Source organism: Neptuniibacter sp. QD37_6 (assembly GCF_047778085.1).
Taxonomy (GTDB): Bacteria; Pseudomonadota; Gammaproteobacteria; order Pseudomonadales; family Balneatricaceae; genus Neptuniibacter.
This window is the reverse complement of sequence record NZ_CP180550.1, coordinates 265,214-285,069: the sequence shown is the minus strand read 5'-3', so window position 1 is coordinate 285,069 and position 19,856 is coordinate 265,214. Positions and strand designations below refer to the sequence as shown.

Here is a 19,856-nt window from a genome sequence, read left to right as displayed (position 1 = left end):
AAACCTCTATTGACCGTTAAATAATAAAACAGCAATAAACGCACCAAAAAAACATATAACTATCAGACAGTTAGATAGAGACACGAATAACATTTCGCATTTTGCGAAAAAAAATGCATCGCATTTATGCACTTCATCATCAAAATCCAGAAAATATATAACCTCAAAGAGACGAGCCTTTCCGATTCAATTTTGTTACAAACTAAGATCAATTCCTCTAAATATTGACCACAGAAAAACACACCGTAAACGCTACCAGCGCACATCTTCATCTCAGATAGATAGCCAACAAAAACAAAGCGATAGAACGAAAATATAGATAAAATTTTAATAAATCTTTTCTATTAATATTTTCTAAAGTAGATAAAATCGAGGCATGATTAAATCCTATTAATATTTAACTTTTTTGATTTTGGTTCGCTTATTGCAGCTTGAATATTCAATAGAGATTTTGAAATGAGAACTAATGAGGAACAATCATGCTTTCCTTCAATAGATTAATTACTCCAAAAGCAATTCTAGCTTCGCTGCTGCTTTCATCTTCTCCCATGTACTTACACGCAGCTCCCTCTGCAACAGGTACGGATCAATTGATTGTTAAATTTGACGACCAATTTGCAAATGGTCGGTTTGAAGCAGATCGCCTCTCTCAAGCAGCTGGCGTCCCTATGAGCTTTCTCCGCGAAACAGCAAATGGCCGGCTAATTTTTCAACTTGATGAACTAAAATCACCTAACCAAGCCAAAGGTCTAGCAAAGGCATTATCTAAAATTGAAGGTATTTCCCATGCGGAACCAGACATCCACATGGTTCCTTTCGCACTTCCAAACGATCCCCTGCTTCAAGATTACCAATGGCATTACTTTGGGCCGAACTCCAGCCCAAGTGAACCAGGTGGGTTAAATGCTACACAAGCATGGGAAAACCTTGATGGCAGCTACCAAAAAGCGGTTGTAGCCATTCTTGACACCGGAAGCACTGATCACTCAGATTTAAACGCTAATACCATTCCGGGTTATGACATGATCAGCCATGTCGACATAGCTAATGATGGTAATGGCCGTGATTCTGATCCGAGTGATCCTGGAGATAATACCGATCCGACACAAAGAAGTAGCTGGCATGGAACTCACGTAGCAGGCACTGTCGGTGCAGTAACAAACAATGGTAATGGTTTGGCCGGCGTCGGATATGACCGCGTTCAACTAATGCATGTACGCGTACTTGGTGTCGGAGGGGGAACTTACTCAGATATTGCAGATGCCATCCACTGGGCAACTGACAACGGAGCAAATGTAATTAACATGAGTTTGGGTGGAAGCAGTAGCTGTGATCCCAACTCGTCAATGCAAGCAGCTATTAATTATGCAGTCTCTAACAATGTAAGCGTTGTTGTCTCTGCTGGTAACAGTAACACCAATACAGCGAATTTCACCCCAGCAAGCTGTTCAAATGTTATCAATGTTGCAGCGGTTAACCGAAGCGGAGGCAAGGCAAATTATTCCAATTATGGGGACCTTGTTGATATAGCGGCACCCGGTGGTGAAGGTAGTAGCAGCAATAGCACATACGTAATTTCGACGTACAATGACGGTGTAACAAGTCCAGGCAACGAAGGATATATAGGTATGGTCGGCACGAGTATGGCCGCACCACACATCTCTGGTTTAGCAGCCTTGCTTTACTCTGAAAACACTGGGATAACTCCAGCAGAGATTGAGCAGCTTATTAAAGAAAACACTCGCTCTTTCCCTGCTGCTTGTAACGGTTGCGGTACAGGTATCGCTGATGCGCATTTAGCAATGCAATCACTACCTACCGAAACACCTACCGATCCAGAACCAACACTTCAGCCACCGAACGCACCTACGTTCCTAAGCCCTTCCGCGGAAGCTGGTAACGTGTCCTTATCTTGGATTGATGTAGATACAGAAGAGTGGTATGAGTTACAAGTTAGTAAGAAAGCGCGTGGTAAGAAGTGGGGGGCATATTCTGACTTGCTAAATGCTGATAATAGCCAAATCTCCGCAGATACCACTGACTTTACCCATAGCCCAAGCGACGGAACTTACAAGTACCGTCTACGTGCGTCCAATAGTGCGGGCTCCTCTGAATGGGTATTGAGTGAGCAAATTAGCGTCGATTCTAGCAGCACTGACGATGGCTCAGATGATTCAGGTAATACAAAGTGTCATCCTAAACGAGGTTGCTAACCCGCTAAATAAAACGCTGCAAAGCTTTTCTTAAGCTATTTGGCTCTGCATACCGCTTCCATAAGGAGGCGGTTCCCTTATTCTCCAATTCCCCTCATAGTAAGGTCACCCACACATAATCTCCGACATCATTTTTGCCGTGTTAATGACTCAAACCCACCATGAAAAAATAACATATCCATAATCATGGACAGATTGATGAAGGTAACCACACTTAATCTAGACCCTGCTAATAGACCCCGTATATACCTATCTAATACTCGGCCATGCTAGCAATAACCCACTCCTAATGACGTATTAAAGGAGGTAGCTATGCTTCGTACTATCAAAGCAACCTTTTGCTTAATCATGATAATAATCGCACTCCCAGCTTACGCTGCAAAACCACACACAAGTGACGGCCTTGTTTGGAACGGTAATAACTTTCCAAGCGGCTCCCACTTCAACTTGATGATCCATGGGAAAAAAGCTGATTTTAACTGCCCTCCACCTGAGTACGATGAACTTTCTAATCTCGTCTTTGGTAACGTGATTAATGTTCCCCGTGACCCTGAAGAAAACATATCAATTCTCATAGAGTCAGGCCGTAAAGGGCCTAAAAACGCACCTACGACTTCCGAACTTGAGGTAACTGATTGGTGTTCAGTGTTTCCAGATCATCCAGACAACGAATACTCTGTAGGCGATGCTGCGAGCTTTAGAATACCTAAGGACTCAGAAGGCTATATGGTCTTTGCAAGGGTTACAGGCAAACCCACTAAAGATGACGGAACAAGCACTCAAATTGTTATACGAGGATGCCTTGAAGATGTTCAAGACGAAGCCGGAAATGAGCTTTTGATGCTTGGCCTAATTACAACTGATGGCGACTCATACGTCCCAGAATGCCCAACCTATAGCGAACCAACAACTCTTGTTAGGACTGACTCACTTAAAGGAAAGAAAGTAAAAGGGGCAACCAATATCACTCAATTATTCCAATGGTCCGGTGATGTATATAGTTTAGGTGATGTTGCATCTTGCGGAACGCTTGAGAACCCTTGTGATCCTACCGAAGATACTATTGTTTGTTGCTACGAAGACGATTCTGATGAAACTACAGGTGTGTATGCTGGTTGTATCGAACCAGCCTTAGATGAAAATAATTACACTTATTGCCCAGTAATCACTGAAACCAATACTTATGACGTTCCCGTTTTAGTCAGCCTTAATTCATACTCTGATACTTGGGTATTCAACATTGGCGACTTTGTCGACTATCTATGGTCCATAAGTAATGACGGTGCTTATAACGTTCAAGTTAGGTTTTACCCATTATCAAATCAATCTTGGTGGGACTCTGATACCGATTCAATAAAATAAATATTAAAGCCCCTGATTTCAGGGGCTAACCCCTTTAAACAATCCTGATACGTCTTTCACTTTCTCCGTATATCGATTGGATAGAGTTAGATAAAACAAGAAAGGTAAGATCCGCACTCATGTCGGGCGGGCTATTAGCAAACCACTAATGCTATAAAGAGTTTTTTTGAGATACTTCCACTCTGTTTCTACCATTAGCTTTAGCTAAATATGTTGCCTTGTCTGCTCGCAAGATAAGTGAATGAAAAGTATCTCCACATTCAAACTGAGCCACACCAAAACTACACGAAATATGCCCTACACCGGCAAATTCTAATTTATGAACTGAAACTCTAAGTTTTTCTGCAACCGCTGAAGCACTCTGAATAGTCGTTGCAGGCAATATGATGACAAATTCTTCTCCTCCCCACCTCGCAAATACATCGGTAATTCGCATCTGCTTTTGGATATGAAGGCAAATTTCTTGGAGCACTATATCTCCCACTGAATGCCCATATTGATCATTAACATTCTTAAAGTGGTCAACATCAAAAAACACTATAGAAAACGATTCAGAGTCATACCTTTCAACCCTATTAATCTCTTTTTGCAGTTCAAACTCAAACTTCGCTCGATTATAAATACCTGTTAAGTGATCTACAGAAGAAAGCTCCTCATACTTAGTTGCTCGAATCTGTAGCTCTTTGTTCACTTGCTTAAGCTGAGTATCATTATGACGGATCATATCCGTCCATCGAGAATACACTCTGCTGATTAGCTCTCCCTGTGTAATCTGCCCAATAATTTCTCCTTTACGATCCTCCACAATTAATCTTTTAAAGTTTTTCACCTGAATAAACTCTAAAGCTTGCTTAATCGAGGTATTGAAAGGGATTGTTTCAACAGGATAGCTCATATACTTAGCTATCGATAATTGTAAGTTTTTACCTTCTCCGAACAGTCTAACGATGTCTTTCGTCGTTATAATTCCGGCAGGTTTATCATTATCGTAAAGCAGAACGCTGTCATTCAGGTGATGATCCATCAAACTGATAACATCAATTGTTGGGGCTGTGATTTGAGATTTTTTAATGTGTTGGTTAAGGATAATTTCACTTATTACCCTCTTTTCTAGGAGCGTTTTAGGATCAATACTGGAGATAATATCGGCATAAAATACAACCCCTGTTAAATCTCCGGCTTTGTTAGTAGTACAAAGACACTCAACCTCATGGTTAACCTCTTCCAGAATTTCTTCGATTGGTGTGTCTTCATCAATTGAGAATATCTTATCGTACTTAATCGTTTTTATCGGAAGGGAAAAATCAACTTGAGACACCCTTAGGCGAATTAAGTCACTAGCTGTCAAAACGCCAAACCGATGATGCTCGTTCTTAGATACAACGATCACATCTCTGTGATTCTCTTTGTACATTAAATCTACTGCGTTGCTAATCGATGCTTCTTCATCGATTTTTATTACCTGCTTTTGTGCAATATCTTTAGCTGTAGACTTCTTCAAACCAACCTTCCATTTCAGTTCTAAATCAAAATTGTTACCGCCAAGTAAACAAACTTAATGCCCGACAATCATTAAGTTTAATTATATGCAAATGGGGAATTGAACTGCCATATGCTATTTATCGAAATTCTACCACTAGCTCTGTAAAGATAGCGTACCGGTACTAACGACCCACAAACAGCTCTGACCTACGCTGGTAACTCGACTGATATATAAAAAAATGAGTAAGAACAAAGAGATAGAAAAATACAATAAATGGCTCGTCCGTACAGGATATTCGGTTGCGCCCCACCCTACAGACTGTTGTACGTGGCAATGTGCTCTCACTTCTCTCTCAGACTGAGTCTATTACCTGCTACAACAGCTTTCGGTTGGTGAACTCAATTAACTAAACCTGTCATCAGCTCACCACCAAATTTTCAGCAAACACACAACGTGCCCGGCCGGACTGTTTAGCCTGATACATTCTCTGGTCAGCCAGTTCGATCAGATCCGGCCAGTCTTCAGCTTTATCATTAACACGCTCGGCAACTCCCATACTGGCGGTTAAAGCGGTTCCATCTGGGCGCTTACCCAGCCAATTCTGGGTAATCCTCTCTATCACCTTCTGTGCTCCAGCTATGTCTGATCCATTAAGTAGCAGGATAAACTCCTCACCTCCCCAGCGAATCACAATATCACCACTACGTAATAACCGCTGCAGATTCTCACAAGCCTGACGCAGAGCCTTATCACCCTCATCATGACCATACATATCATTGATCTGTTTAAAATGGTCCAGATCGATAAAAGCCACGGCAAAAGGTTTCTCATGCCTGTTTGAAATATGGAAATAAAGATCCAGAATTTCTTCTCCAGAGCGCCGGGTAAAAGCCCCTGTTAAAGCATCCAAAGAAACCTTATTCACGATTACTATCATGTAATGGATCTGAATCATGCCGGAGATAATGTATACGCCAGCGACCAACAGCATCAGCCACAAAGTCGGTAATAAGCCCTCCCAACTAAAGTTATCCGCCAACTGCAGGCCTAATAAAAGAGACAGCACTACCGGTAGAACCAACAACAAAGATTCCACCACCGTTAACGGAAAGACACTTAACCCTGCCATAACAATAAAGGGGAGCGATGCATACAACATCACAGAAATAGCAGCCCAACCATTCAACTGTTGATCTCCAAACAGAGATTGGGAGAACAGATAAAACAGCAATGGATTAAGCAGCATAGTCAGCAATAACAAGAAAGCGACTGAAAGCCTTTTCGGTAACTGCCAGGGCCAAGCCAGTGCAATAAATACTGCGACTACAGCAAGCCTCATCAACAATAGGTTATTCCACACCTCTGCCGGAAATACCCAGTAATCAACCAATACCCAAAGCAAGTTTAAGAAAGCAAAACAGCCAGATATCAATCTGACGCGGTTGATAATAGTTCCTGCACGATGACGACTTAAGTGTAAGTCATGAATATGTGAGCTCAATAGCTCCTTAAGATGGTGTAAAGAGAGATCACCGAATAGTACTGCGGGTAGATGCCTAACCAAACTGTTTGTACTCATCATCCATGCTCTTGTTATTTTTCTTTTTGGATAAGACGTTATAACAGGACTTTTAATCAATCATTGCTGATCTTTATCAAGTGTTTTTATGTTAAATGCACTGTGACCAACCGAAAATACGCCACGTAAACAGTTTTGGAATGCGCCTTAGGGAACATGCGATTAAGTCCCACTTTTTAGCTAACTCTCCCAAGAAAGCTGTATTTGCGGCGTAATCGCACGATTGCTGGCCATTTCTTACTGTCTGCATGCCGATTTCTCAGCATGTAGGCGGATTTATCCTACGCCCGCAGAATCTGATCCACGCGAGCAATGTTTGCCAGAGCAAACAGCATAGCTAGCTTACTGTCGTTCTTCATCAGCCCACGATAACGAGCCTTGGTAAAACCAAACTGGCACTTAATGATCCGGAACGGATGCTCAACTTTCGCGCGGATACTGGCTTTCAGATACTCGGTTTTCAATGGGAGCTTATTGATACGTGGATGTTTCTTCAGCTCTTTGACCTTGCTGGGTATTTCAGCAACATGCCAGTCCGCTTTTACATCTTCGAGCTCTTTACGGTTCTCAGCGCCACGATAACCACTGTCGGCGAAGATAAACTCTTCTTTGCCATGAAGAAGGTGTTCGGCTTGGTTGAGGTCATGCTCATTAGCGGCGGTAGTTGTGAAACTATGCGTCAGACCGGTTCTGGCATCAACGCCGATATGGGCTTTCATTCCAAAGTGCCATTGATTGCCTTTCTTGGTTTGGTGCATTTCAGGGTCACGTTCACCAGCTTTGTTCTTGGTAGAACTTGGTGCTTCGATGATCGTTGCGTCCAGCAGCGTTCCTTCTTTTACCAACACACCGGCATCGCTTAACCAGGCGCTAACCTCTTGGAATATTTTTCGAGCCAAACCATGCCGCTCCAGCAGGTGACGGAAGTTCATGATCGTGGTGTGATCAGGTATCGCGCCATCCAGCGAGAGACCAGCAAACAAACGCATGGAGGCGATTTCATAAAGCGCATCCTCCATGGCTGGATCGCTCATGCTATACCACTGCTGCATGCAGTGGATGCGCAGCATGGTTGATAACGGATAAGGCCTACGACCGTTACCGGCCTTTGGGTAGTGAGGGGCAATCACTGATTCCAACCGCTGCCAAGGAATCAGTTTCTCCATACGGCCAAGAAACTTCTCTTTGCGAGTTTGGCGACGCTTGTTGTTGAATTCGCTGTCAGCGAAGGAAAGTTGGTGATCCATGGATAGCCCTCAGCACATCAGAGCATGGATTGTCTCATGCTGAGGGACTTAATCGCATGTTCCCTAGGCTTGCTAGCTCTTGAAATCAACCTGCTCTTGCTAACCTTTTGACTCTTAAGCTAATCTCTTTCGCTAGCGATACAGCGTTCATGCTTAAGCTTTTTTGAATAAGCGTTTAAATAGCTTAAAGCGAGAGGTTGAATATGGTAATAAACGGAAAACCAGTCTCTGAGTATCTTTCATGTTCAGAAGAAACCGAGCAGAGCACTGAAGAACAGAACTATCACCGGAACAGAAACAATCATTCTGAAGCTATAGACTTGGAGGTAGCTGATACCTGTTTTATCAAGGTCAAACTACCCACTCCCACTCCCAAAAAAAACCGCTTAGAACAAGCTCTCATCGCATTAAAAAGTATTTTTTATAGGACTAAACAGTGAACAAACTTAAGGGATGGATATACGTCATTTCGAATGAATCTCTACAAGACATTGTTAAAGTTGGAACCACTGATAGAGACCCATCAATACGAGCCAAAGAACTAGGCTCCACCGGGCTTCCCCACCCATATACAGTTCAATACGAATTACTAACTTATGACCCAAAGCTAGTAGAAAAAGAAGCACATAAATTACTAAAAGAATTTAATGCAGGAAAAGAATGGTTTAAATGCTCTATTGACAGTGCAATCGAAGCAATTAAGAAAGCTTCCGGTAATCAAGCTCTTTTTGCAATGAGGAATGGGATACCTTGCAACACACAGAACATATCAAACATTAATGACATTGTACTTAACGCATTAAATGAAATGAAAGAACATCAAATACCAGAACCTGAAGAAACACCTCAGACAAGGGAGTTAACCCATCCATCTAGTCAAGATGAGCAAAAGGACATTTATACAAGATCCTTATGGGAGAAGGACAACCCTACACCTAAAAATTCTACGCCTACAGATGAAGGGTATGTTCGATGTAACTCATGCTCAGCCGAATACTGGCCCACCTTCAAACATAAGTGTAAAAACATTTAAGGCAATATAAAGCGAGATGATGCTAGAGCATCACCCCATACCTTAAGGCAAAGAAAATACCAAAATTGTCACGCTTCGTTAGATCTAGACTTTGCAGCTTTAATTAACTCTGAGGTTAACTTGTTTAGCAACTCGTGACTGGGGTGCCCATCCCCATGATTCCCATCAAGAGTTTCTGAAGTGTACTAGCTCAGACCTGATCTGACAGTTACCCGTTCTTTCCAGTGCTACTGTCAGATTAGATTTGGGCTAAATTCTTTTCAGCCCAAATCTGTTTTCCATCAAGCAATGTTTCCAGTGGCGTTCTGCCACAGCACATTTTCCCCTGATGAGTTCGTTCATTGTTGTAATAATCCAGCCATTCGTCCAGATCTTTTTGCAGTTCTTCCAGTGAAGCATAGAGCTTTTTACGGAACGTAACCTGATAAAACTCGTCCAATATCGTTTTATGGAAGCGCTCACAGATACCGTTAGTCTGTGGGTGTCTCGCTTTGGTTTTCGTGTGATCAATATCGTTGATGGCGAGATATAGCTGGTAATCGTGCTGCTCAACCTTGCCACAGTATTCCGTGCCTCGATCAGTCAGGATACGCAGCATAGGCAGCTCCTGAGCCTCAAAGAATGGTAATACACGATCATTCAATACATCGGCTGAGGTAATTGGGGTTTTCGTCGTGTAGAGCTTAGCGAACGCTACCTTGCTGTACGTATCAACAAAGGTTTGCTGATATATCCTGCCAACCCCTTTTAGATTACCCACGTAGAACGTGTCCTGAGAACCCAGATAGCCAGGATGATGCGTTTCTATTTCACCGCAGGCTTCGTCATCTTGTTTCTTCTTCTCAAGCGCAGCCACTTGGTCATCCGTCAGAATGATACCTTCACTCGCAACCTTTGCTTCCAGAGCCGAAAGGCGCTTTTTAAAGTTTTCTAAGTTATGACGTAGCCAGATGGAACGAACACCACTGCCCGATACAAACACGCCAGCTTTACGCAGTTCGTTACTGGTTCGGGCTTGGCCATGAGCGGGGAAAGCTATCGCGTGTTCAATGACGGCGTTCTCAATCTGCTCATCTACACGGTTTTTGACATTGGGCGTTCTGCGAGATCGGTTGATCAGTGAATCAACACCGCCTTCCTCAACAAGTTCCTGATAGCGATAAAACGTATCACGGGAGACACCCATTACTTTGCAGGCTTTTGAGACGTTTCCAAGTTCTTCCGCAAGGTTGAGTAAGCCTGCTTTGTGTTTAATGATGGGATTGCTAGTATGCAACATGAGAGTTACCTTTGTTTTGATTTAAGATTTCAGCACCTTTATCAAAACGGGTAACTCTCTCTTTCTCAAGAAGATATGTCAGATTAGGTCGAGACTAATTCATCTGAAGCGTTGTAGGTTATTGCATCTACAGCCTTCAAAATAAAACTCTTCTTCATTTCAGTCTCATCTCCTTCTAGATCTTCAATCTGTTTTTTGAAGGATTCATAAGATTTCGCTAAAGATTCTTTATGAGCATATTCTTGCTGTAATCTCTGAGCTTCACTACGACGCTTGGAGGCAAAATAAGCAAGCCACAAAACAGGCCCGTAAAAAGGCAACTTATATAACAACCCTTTGAGAATTGAATCCCAATTCCCAAATTCTTTAAACTTAATAATGCTATCTGCCGCCCAGAATGTTTCAACGGACATAGCTACAGCCCCTAAAACCAAAAAGACTAGGGAGATATAGAAAATTATATTTGAAATTAGGATGGGCTTATTAAAGGATTCCCTCATATCACTATATGCAGTTGCAAGGCCTGCACTAGTTGCCCCTGGTAATAACGATTCAATTTTCTTATTCAGCGCAGCATAAGTCTCTTCCTGCTTTACCTTGTAAGATTCAAGCAGATCCATCCCCTGATCCAACTCATCCTTCAAACCAAGTTGAGCCTCATCACTACTACCAAATACTCTGCGATAGAACTTCTTAAGCTCATTTAGTGAAGCCTCAAGATCATCAAGCTTTTCTGAAGCCTTCTGCCTATCATCTTCCAACTCTTCTTTAGCCTGTTTAATACTCAGTTTAATAGAAGGGACGTCTTCTTCCCCTTCAAAAACTTCTCCATAAAATTCAGAAAGCTTAGAATGCTTCTCCTCCGAATCATTACATAAGTTCCTAACTTTATTTCCAAGCCCGTCAGCCGCAAAAAGATCATCCTCTAAACTAGAAACACGCCCGTAAAATGAGTCAATCAGGTGCATTTTATTAGCAGATTCATCATGATAAGCCGTTATTGCTGCAAACTGCTGCTCTGACTCGCCCTTCAAACGCTCTATTTGATTTTCAATGAAACCGCTCGCACCTAAAGCTGCAGCTCTAATAGACTCAACCTCATTCGCACTTCCCACCATGTACGGGCGGATAATACTCAAAACCTGATCAGCATGATTATTAGCGTTTGTTAAATGGCCTGAATTACGGTTATTCAGATAATTTTGAAGCTGACTAACTAGTTGATCTGATTGACCACGAAAAGTATCCCAGATAAATACAGGGGTTAATTCTGGCTCTATCAACCCGAGACTGGAATCTATATAAGCAATAACTTTTTTTAGTCTAGATACTTCTTCAGGAACATTAGGATCATTAGTTTGTTGTTTCTCAATATCAGAAATGAACTTTTTGACATTCGACCAACTTGTACGGAAAGAATGTTCTTCAAACTGCTTAATCCATCGACTCATGATACATCCTTGCTAAATATACATGGGCAAGAGAAGAGACTTATACAAAAGAGCTTCTCAAAAACAGAGCAGTAACAATTGACGGTCTATTTAACGGCCCAACAAAAAAGCCAGACAAAAAAGACATTAGAAAACAATTGTTTACCGTGAAAAAGTGGCGCGCCTGGAGGGATTCGAACCCCCGACCAACAGGATCGGAAACCGAGCTAAGAACGCCCTCAGAAGCCGCCTGAGAGATGATCTCCAGACCTCATCATGGTTAGGTGCTCACACTGAAATCCGGAGGAAGAGCGGTTACAGTGATTGATCGTGCGGCACTGTGACCAGAGGGTGGCGTCATTTACCATCACTTGCAGTAATTGGCATACATCTGTTTTGCTTTCTGACACATTTCATCCCGTAATGAAGGAGGTGATATAACTTCTACATACTGTCCAAAGCCCAGAAGCCACCACCTAAGCTCCTTAGTGTCTTCGACCGTAGCAGTGACACGTAGATGGTTTTCCTCTATCTCTGTTATTACTTGATCTTCAGACAATGGAGTTTCAATTAAATGGTTACCCGCTTCATCCATAAACTCTAATTCAACTGATACACGACCAGCATTCTGAGGATATGTAAATCCACCCTCAGCTATGTACTTTTCTAAGTCAAAGTTTTCTGGATACTGAACCTGATCATCAAGGAGGTTGATACTTTGAATCCTGTGTATCGCAATATGCCGTAAGTCTTTATAGCTCCAGAATGTGCACACCAAATATATCACCTGATCACGCACAACAATGCCCAATGGGCTTACTGTCTGCTTCTCCCTATCTTTATAATTGATCTCTATTTTCAACTCAGCAAACAAAGCATCATAAAGCTTATCCACAACAGCCTGTTTCATCTCCGGAGCAAGAAGCTGTATTCCATTCGGAATGTGAGAGACCTTATCAGGCCAACCAATCAAACTCTTACATGTTGATTCTTTCAGAACATTGAATGCACGACTCTCATTTCTATCTACTTGAGCCTTAATAGGAGGAGGTAAGTAATTCTGTAAAAACTTGCTCGCCAAAACATCAGTCAAAGCTTCATGAGGGCTAACTGCTGACAGAGAACCATCAAAGCTCTCATCAAAATACCAACCATATGGTTTACTCCGCTCATCAGACAGTAATGGAAAAAACCTACTGAGTTTTTGCAGGTCTCTTTGAATTGTTCGGTCACTCACTTCATACCCTAAACTTTTTAAGCCCTTCCTAAGTCCATCAAGACTAATTTTTTTAGGCTTTTTGGGAATTATCCTTAGTAAAGCGATGTGCCTCAGAGCAGTCTCCATTAACCCCTTTCTCCTTTGATATGTGCAATGAATATTGAGTTACCCATAACATAGCAACCAAATGCGACACTAATTGTCGCATTGTTAAGTTAACTTATAAACAAGCGAAACATTCATTAAGAGAAAGAGAGGCGAAAATGGAGCTTCCAAGTACATTGTTAATCGGAGTAGGCGGGGCCGGATCAGCCATTCTAAAGGCGGGAAACTGCCTACAGATTGACTTAAAGGCAAACATCAATCGAAGCTGTGTTTTTACTGATAGTACTCACCAAGAAGCTTTTATTGGCCTGTCTGACGAGGATTTTAAAACTGTAAGACTAGATTCAGAACTACCCGAAACTGCAAAACAAAAACTGGTTAGTCTAGTATCAAAATATGACCAAATCGCTGTATTCGTCGGCTTAGGAGGACTGCTCGGCTCCTCAGTTATCCAACCACTGATCACCCTATGCAACAATACAGGTAAGAACTTGGTACTCATTACCTCATTGCCTTTTCTTTATGAGGGATCAAGACGTGAAAAAGCGATAGCAACTCTTAATCATATAAAGCATCTAGATTGTGCTATTTCCGTATACGATCTTGCTGAGGAAAGTAAAAAATATCCTCGAAACTGTTCTTTCGATGCGATGATTGGCGACATTAACAAGCGGATGATGATGGCTCGCATCGAGAAAGATATAGATTCGGCTGGAATTAGCTTTGATGATCAGAATATCAACTCCCATGAATCCCTTCAGGAAGCTTATCCCAATGCATACAACCTTTCTTTTCTGTGCACTATTACTCAAATAGAAGCCTCCGATGTAGATGAAGCAAATCTTATTCCTGCAGTAAATACAGGATTTGAGATTAATGTTCGAGTCAAAACTTCAAATGCTTCTGACGCTGAACAAGCTTCAGCTGAGCTGTATTTTACTTTTGCTAGCTATCACGCTTATAACGAATGCCTCAGCCATTTAGAACAAGCCTACAAAGATAATAAGTCATTGATCGCAACGTCTGATATATATAGTTTCACCAATGGTGAAGCGACTTTGTTTGGTCCTAAACTGACAATACTCCGAACAAATTTTGAAAATGTTCTTGTGAAAAATGTAATCAACACCTCAACTAAGGAAAGCTAATCATGGATAAAATGGACCAGTTACTAGCAAAGTGGAAAGAAGAGGTGTCGGCTGAATCTGACCACTTCGTTGAAGATGGCATTATATGTCAAGAAGGCTGGAACGCTGCGGAACGTAAAATCTTGTTCATTCTGAAAGAAACTAATGGATACAATAAAAGTATTACCAAACTAATCAATATCGCAGTTACAGACCGAAAAGACAGCGCTTTATGGAAAAGGCCCACCTTTCACAATATTGGCCGCTGGGGATTTGGGCTTCTAAATATTTCCACCGAAGCGCCTCCTTATAAAGCCGCAAATAAAGAGAGAAAAAATTCTCTTTTGTCATGTGCTTTCATTAATATTAAGAAAACCTCTGGTGGACGAACAGCAGGAAAAGAAGTTTCTTCAAACGCTGAAAAGTATGCATCATATCTTCGAGAACAGATCGAAATCATCTCTCCAGACATCATTGTATTTGGCGGCACTTACAAAATAATGAAAAAACATGTTTTACCAGAAATGGAACACGAGGCTCACAGAATTCATAAATACAAAAATACTATATGCATAAATGCCAATCACCCTGCCTGCACTAAAAAACGTACAACCATGTACGATCAAGTGATTGGCAGTTACGCTAATTACATTAAAGATCTATCGTCATAAAAAGATCAGATTCACCAACACCCTGCCATCTTCTGGCGGGGTGCATTTTGCGAAAAACACAGATGACAGATTCAGACGAAATTACAGTCCCAAATCCACGTATTCTCAGGGCTCTAAATAAGCATACAATCACCGGAAATTATCTCTCTCCAGTAGATACTAGTAACAGTAATATACCCTCTACTGATTCATTACCTTCTTTACCTAACCGTAAGAAACGTTTTAGACCCATTACTATTGGAAAACGTAAGCTAAGCTTTCAACTTCGTTACCTGTTTAAAGCCTTACTTCAGTGGAAACAAGACAAGCCAGATTACAAAATCGCGTTCGCGACCGTTCACTTTGATCGACTAACAGAAGGTAAGCTAACTAAAGCTAAAAAAGGTCCTGTGTCTGCTTACGCAGATAGGTTGTCCTATATCCTCAAACAGCTAAGTAACGATTCGACTTTTTTCTTTACGTTGGAAAAAGGCAAAACCGCTAATAAACGACTACATGCCCACATTCTGATTGCATACCATCCAGATGATTTCGATACGTTGAAAGCTCTGCTTAAGAAAGGAGCTAATACCACAGGCACTGGCTTGAAGATTCAACACACTTACATTCTCAAACATCCGGCACGTCCAGGCACTTTTGAATACGAAGCACTAGAACTGGATGAAGACTCTGGTCTTTGTAGCTATGAAAAAGATAAAAATGGGCATTACTTTAAAGAGCTACCGGTAGATGCAGGTTCTGTTGATTACATGAGCAAGGATTTAGCTAAGAGAGTGATGCCCAAAGCCAAACATCCATACTACGCACCACAAAGCCTGAAACAGTTAGCGAACCAATTATGGGATGAAGCCTATAGGGCCCAGAAAGAACTTAATAACTTATAATCGAACAAGTGCATTGAGCCAGCTCTCATCACGATCTGGCCTTTGATCTTTAGTATTCCACGTTTCAACTTCAGCTTCCGGATTAACATTACCCATCAACGACCTGAAACTACTGTCTGTCATGTCAGTGAAAAATCGTCCGTCGCGCTCACATTCGGTATCACCCAACTTGAATGAGCAGTACATCACACCACCCGGCTTCAGAGAGCCTATCAAAGCAGAAATTGAGTCCGGAAGTTCGGTTCTGGGCACATGTAGAAGAGAGGCGCAAGCCCAGACAGCATCAAACTCTCCCTGCCGGCTCATCTCATTGAAACGCATACAATCTACAGTCTGACCAAGCAGCTCAGAGGCGAGCTTACAGAGCGTTTTAGACGCATCAAAAGCAGTCACTTTATAGCCCTGTTTTTTGAACGCTAAAGCATCACGACCCGAGCCACATCCAGCATCAAGAATGGAACCACCTTCAGGCACTAATGGCAGGAAACGCTCATACAGTTCGGACATATCAACATCGACAGTTCCTTCGAAAAAATCCTGTGCGTTCTGCTCATAATATTCAGTCGACATCGATTGGTGTTCCTTTCAATTCCGGTTCCCAAACAGAGTTAGGATTCAGGTACATGCTTGCACGATCATAACAGTCTTGCAGGAACTGTATACGTTGCTGTGTATTGATTCCGGTTTGCCGGATTAACGTCTCTCTCAAAGGATGATGACTGGTAATCAAGTACTCATTTCTTTTGTGAAGTCTCTTCAACAGCGTTCGAGAAGGAAGACGATCAAACTTACCTGATTCACCACGATTACAGGTCTGGCAGGACAAAGCCAAATTCCACACTCCATCGAGGTTAGAAAATTGCTTAGTGAGCTTCAGTCTATGCGGTAGGAAGTGATCCACATCAGCGAGCTTGTCTGATCCTGGCCCTAATGAGATCTCATCAAAACAGTAGAGACACTTACCCCTCTGATACCCATTCAAAGCATCTCGACTGCTGGTTATATCAACACGCCGATTGCCCGCTTGAGTGAGCAGCCTTCCACTCTCATGGTCATGATCCACACTAATCAGATTACGGGACAGATTCAGATCCCAAGCAGTTTCAACCAACCGCCAGCGAGCTTCAGTTTCATCCAATAGCGATCGATTCACATCTTCTGAGAAGAGCACGTGTAATGCATCGGTTATACGAATACCACCGTTCTGCTTTCTCTCATCAATAAAGAAACGCTCTGGTACATCTTCTGTGTTAACAACATGAAAGGCATCAATGACATTCACAAAGCCGAGCTTCGAAGTCTGACCAATCAGTTCATCCTTTGAAATCTGACCAGCATTAAAGTCTCTACACGTATTCAGAAACTTACCAGAAGCTCTATTCCCCTGCTTATCGGCAAGAATCAAATGCTCACACAGATGACGACTAAAGGGTTCTGCCAGTTGCTCGAGCATTACCAAATCACTTCCATTTCGATCAGACAATTCGATGAGTGATTTCGCTAAAGCAAACTTGTACGACGCTGAGTTACGACCAAACAGAATGATTGATCGCCAGTAGCTTGATAATGATGGGTCTGATGCAAAGAATTCCATTTCACCTCCCAGTGTTAATGGGAGGGTACCACATGATTTGAGAACAGCACCAAAGCAATAAACTCAGTTCCATCTGTCATAGTTAAACCAGAGGAGAGCCTGTTAGACCCGGATCGTTCCAATCTCACAATTACTCTGGTGCATTACCCTTATAGAAAGGTCAGCAGGTTGTTTTATGTTGTATGTAAGTTGTATGAATTTCGGTGATTTCAAAACCAACTATAAGAACACATCTGGAAAGGTGGTAAAGCGCCTGCCTTTAAGGGGATTCGACAAATCACCCTTATAGAAAGACAGAATAGGCAGCAGACAGCGTGGAATCGGGGTGATGAAATCCGGACAGGTTTAAAACAGTCAATTCCATCAACGGCAGGCAAACTTAAAGACAGTATCCGACAACCCAAATCAACCTATCCGGCTGACCAGATCACTTGCTCGAAGGTGGGTGTAACGGTTCAACATCTCCAAAGTTTTGTGTCCTGTTATTGTAGCCACTTCCATTGTGTTCAATCCTTTTTCAAATAAACGGCTGGTGGCTTCGTGTCTGAGATCGTGGAAACGCAGCCCTTCGATACCTGCACGTTTGCAAGCTCTATCAAACGCTTGTGAGACGCTGTCTGGGCGTATATTAAAGACAAGATCACCATCTCTACTAGTCGACATCAGCACCTCCACAGCAGCCCCTGAAAGCGGCACATCGCGAGGCACTCCAGTCTTCGTTTCAGGAATGTGTAATGTCCGATTCTTAAGGTCGATATGTTCCCATTTGATCTTAACCAGCTCACCTCTTCGCATTGCTGTTTCAACTGCAAAGGCAACGACTTTTTGAACAACCGGTGTTTCAGACAACGCTTCCTGAAGAAGCTCAAACTCACCTTCTAACAATCGACGATCTCTACCATTCGGACGTTTCGGTTTTCTGACTGTTGGTATGCCTTTCGGGAAAGGCACGTTCCATTCTTGGGCAGCAATTTTCAGCACTTTACTGAGCAAGGAAAGGCGGTGAACAACCGTTGTTGGACCAACCTGTTTGAGCTGTGCGTCTCGGAACTCAGCCAAATGCTGGTTAGTGAGATTAAAAAGTGAAATTGCTCCCAGAGAAGCCACAACAGGACGGGATGTAGAACGCTCTATAGCTTGCTTACGATGATCACTGATGCTTTCAAGGAAACGCTCAATGGCATCTCCAACGGTCATACGTTCGGCTTCAGAGGTGTCAATGAACAAGCCCTTCTGAATTTCAGACTCGATTTCTCTTGCCCATGCAACTGCATCTGATTTAAGAGTGAATGATTTCGCTTGTGGTTTATGCCCTTTAATTCGAACTTGAGCTTGCCACTTGCTTCTCAGCTTCCGGATTGTTGCCATTTACATCCCCATTAAAATCTTAACCTGTGATATAAATGAATCGATCATAGGATGCCGGCATTGAAATGTCGGGCTTTTGATAAGCATCTGTCTGTAATTTTTCCAAACTTAAGCTCTTATAATGATTGAACAAAACCCCTCAACTGATTCCACAGAAATCGAAGATAGTTTTTTGCCTGATACCACTTCTCTTGAAGCTCAAAAGCGGTTTCTTAAGCATACGCGAGAGATGAAATTTTCCCCTTTATTCAAGCTAAAGGAAGAACTAGGCATAGAATTTTTTGAGGTTCTTGAAGCACTCCTTCGAGCCAATCTTGAAGGAACTAAAATTCAAACTTATACAAGAGTTGTAAACAAAGTTTTAGAAGTCGACTCTTGGGCAGATGCCGAACAGAGAGTAAGAAGAGTAGATCATGAGTATTTCCATGCTGTAAGACTTGATGTTTCTGGAGCTTTATCCAATGCCTCAGAAAAAGCCTTCGAAAAAAATCGCCAACTTGAAAAGAGCCAAGAAGGCAAAACTGATGATAAAAATGCAGCCGGTAAAAGCACGGTAGAGGCCTTAAAAGAAAGCATAGGTACTGAAGCGGTTAACAAAATAATACGAGAAGCAGAAATAAAAGCTCAAAAGAATCGAGCTCATATACTTTCCGAAGCGAAAGAAGAGCCATTCACAGGCTTTATTGAGATACCCTTTACAGCCCTTGAAGACATCCTTCACTCCGGCTCATCAAAAATCCAAACCGTCTGGGAAGATGATGAAAATTACATCACATTTCAAAACCCTGTCGAAATAAACAAGCACAATATCTATGTAAACGCAGACGATACCCCCCTTCTATTTGAGAAAATAACGGCCTCAACCTCCTCTCTGTTTTCAGTTGAACTGCTGGAGTTAATTCGTAGCAAGTATCATTCAAACCCTGAGGAGCTTATTCATGCGCTAGAGTCCCAAGAACAAGAAATAGCCAAACTCAATGATGAAATTTATTGGTTAAAAGATTGCGACCAGGACAAAAAAGGCGATACAAAAGACCTTCTTATTGCAGGGCTGCTTGCACTCATAATCGATAAATGCCGAGCGGATGACGGGAAAAAATACATCAAATCAACAGGCAAACTCGAAACCGGCATAATCCAGAGTGAGGTCATTAAGCGATTGAAATTAGATAAAGAACTATCTGGAACTAGTGGCTTCAAAAACCTGATACCAAATCTGTACAGAAAGCACGCAAAAAAATGAAAAACTTTCCTTAAATTTG

16 protein-coding genes are annotated in these 19,856 nt (G+C 42.1%); 7 read left to right on the top strand and 9 right to left on the bottom strand.

The genetic code is table 11. From position 1 onward, the window contains the following. Positions 1-479: 479 nt before the first annotated feature. Positions 480-2,213, top strand: coding sequence for a S8 family serine peptidase (locus ACMXYO_RS01200; protein ID WP_415886619.1), 1,734 nt, complete (start codon positions 480-482; stop codon positions 2,211-2,213). A gap of 312 nt (positions 2,214-2,525) precedes the next feature. Then, positions 2,526-3,575, top strand: coding sequence for a hypothetical protein (locus ACMXYO_RS01195; RefSeq protein WP_415886618.1), 1,050 nt, complete (start codon positions 2,526-2,528; stop codon positions 3,573-3,575). Positions 3,576-3,726: 151 nt separating this feature from the next. On the opposite strand, the gene ACMXYO_RS01190 is transcribed toward ACMXYO_RS01195, so the two are convergent. From ACMXYO_RS01190 to ACMXYO_RS01180, 3 genes are all read right to left on the bottom strand, one after another. Further along, positions 3,727-5,076 carry a diguanylate cyclase gene (locus tag ACMXYO_RS01190; RefSeq protein ID WP_415886616.1) on the bottom strand — a complete coding sequence of 450 codons (1,350 nt, stop codon included), beginning with the start codon at positions 5,074-5,076 and terminating at the stop codon, positions 3,727-3,729. Between the two features lie 400 nt (positions 5,077-5,476). After that, positions 5,477-6,637, bottom strand: coding sequence for a diguanylate cyclase (locus ACMXYO_RS01185; RefSeq protein ID WP_415886615.1), 1,161 nt, complete (start codon positions 6,635-6,637; stop codon positions 5,477-5,479). A 281-nt stretch (positions 6,638-6,918) separates the two neighbouring features. Then, positions 6,919-7,884 (bottom strand): IS5 family transposase, encoded by a 966-nt coding sequence (locus ACMXYO_RS01180; protein ID WP_415885660.1) that lies wholly within the window; start codon positions 7,882-7,884, stop codon positions 6,919-6,921. Positions 7,885-8,320: 436 nt separating this feature from the next. Between ACMXYO_RS01180 and ACMXYO_RS01175 the strand changes: the two genes are divergently transcribed. Then, a complete protein-coding gene (locus ACMXYO_RS01175) occupies positions 8,321-8,917 on the top strand; it encodes a GIY-YIG nuclease family protein (protein ID WP_415886614.1) in 597 nt (198 codons plus the stop codon). Positions 8,918-9,155: 238 nt separating this feature from the next. Here ACMXYO_RS01175 and ACMXYO_RS01170 read toward each other — a convergent pair whose 3' ends face one another. From ACMXYO_RS01170 to ACMXYO_RS01160, 3 genes are all read right to left on the bottom strand, one after another. After that, positions 9,156-10,196, bottom strand: a complete 1,041-nt coding sequence (locus ACMXYO_RS01170; RefSeq protein ID WP_415886613.1) for an IS481 family transposase — start codon at positions 10,194-10,196, stop codon at positions 9,156-9,158. An 83-nt stretch (positions 10,197-10,279) separates the two neighbouring features. Continuing rightward, positions 10,280-11,647: a hypothetical protein gene (locus tag ACMXYO_RS01165; protein WP_415886612.1), complete on the bottom strand. Its 1,368-nt coding sequence runs from the start codon at positions 11,645-11,647 to the stop codon at positions 10,280-10,282. A 346-nt stretch (positions 11,648-11,993) separates the two neighbouring features. Beyond that, a complete protein-coding gene (locus ACMXYO_RS01160) occupies positions 11,994-12,863 on the bottom strand; it encodes a helix-turn-helix transcriptional regulator (RefSeq protein WP_415886610.1) in 870 nt (289 codons plus the stop codon). Between the two features lie 245 nt (positions 12,864-13,108). On the opposite strand from ACMXYO_RS01160, the gene ACMXYO_RS01155 reads away from it, so the two are divergent. The 3 genes from ACMXYO_RS01155 (at position 13,109) to ACMXYO_RS01145 (ending at position 15,632) form a co-directional block, all read left to right on the top strand. Next, positions 13,109-14,098 carry a hypothetical protein gene (locus ACMXYO_RS01155; RefSeq protein WP_415886609.1) on the top strand — a complete coding sequence of 330 codons (990 nt, stop codon included), beginning with the start codon at positions 13,109-13,111 and terminating at the stop codon, positions 14,096-14,098. Positions 14,099-14,100: 2 nt separating this feature from the next. Then, positions 14,101-14,748 (top strand): hypothetical protein, encoded by a 648-nt coding sequence (locus ACMXYO_RS01150; protein ID WP_415886608.1) that lies wholly within the window; start codon positions 14,101-14,103, stop codon positions 14,746-14,748. A gap of 62 nt (positions 14,749-14,810) precedes the next feature. Next, a complete protein-coding gene (locus ACMXYO_RS01145) occupies positions 14,811-15,632 on the top strand; it encodes a hypothetical protein (RefSeq protein ID WP_415886607.1) in 822 nt (273 codons plus the stop codon). On the opposite strand, the gene ACMXYO_RS01140 is transcribed toward ACMXYO_RS01145, so the two are convergent. The 3 genes from ACMXYO_RS01140 to ACMXYO_RS01130 all read right to left on the bottom strand — a co-directional run bounded on the left by ACMXYO_RS01140 (position 15,627) and on the right by ACMXYO_RS01130 (position 18,594). After that, positions 15,627-16,202, bottom strand: coding sequence for a class I SAM-dependent methyltransferase (locus tag ACMXYO_RS01140; RefSeq protein WP_415886606.1), 576 nt, complete (start codon positions 16,200-16,202; stop codon positions 15,627-15,629). The genes ACMXYO_RS01145 and ACMXYO_RS01140 overlap by 6 nt on opposite strands. Then, positions 16,192-17,226: an HNH endonuclease gene (locus tag ACMXYO_RS01135; RefSeq protein ID WP_415886605.1), complete on the bottom strand. Its 1,035-nt coding sequence runs from the start codon at positions 17,224-17,226 to the stop codon at positions 16,192-16,194. Before ACMXYO_RS01135 ends, ACMXYO_RS01140 begins: the two co-directional genes overlap by 11 nt. Positions 17,227-17,631: 405 nt before the next feature. Continuing rightward, entirely contained in the window at positions 17,632-18,594 is a 963-nt protein-coding gene (locus tag ACMXYO_RS01130) for a site-specific integrase (protein WP_415886604.1), read from the bottom strand. A gap of 121 nt (positions 18,595-18,715) precedes the next feature. On the opposite strand from ACMXYO_RS01130, the gene ACMXYO_RS01125 reads away from it, so the two are divergent. Next, positions 18,716-19,837 carry a hypothetical protein gene (locus ACMXYO_RS01125; protein WP_415886603.1) on the top strand — a complete coding sequence of 374 codons (1,122 nt, stop codon included), beginning with the start codon at positions 18,716-18,718 and terminating at the stop codon, positions 19,835-19,837. Positions 19,838-19,856: the final 19 nt, after the last annotated feature.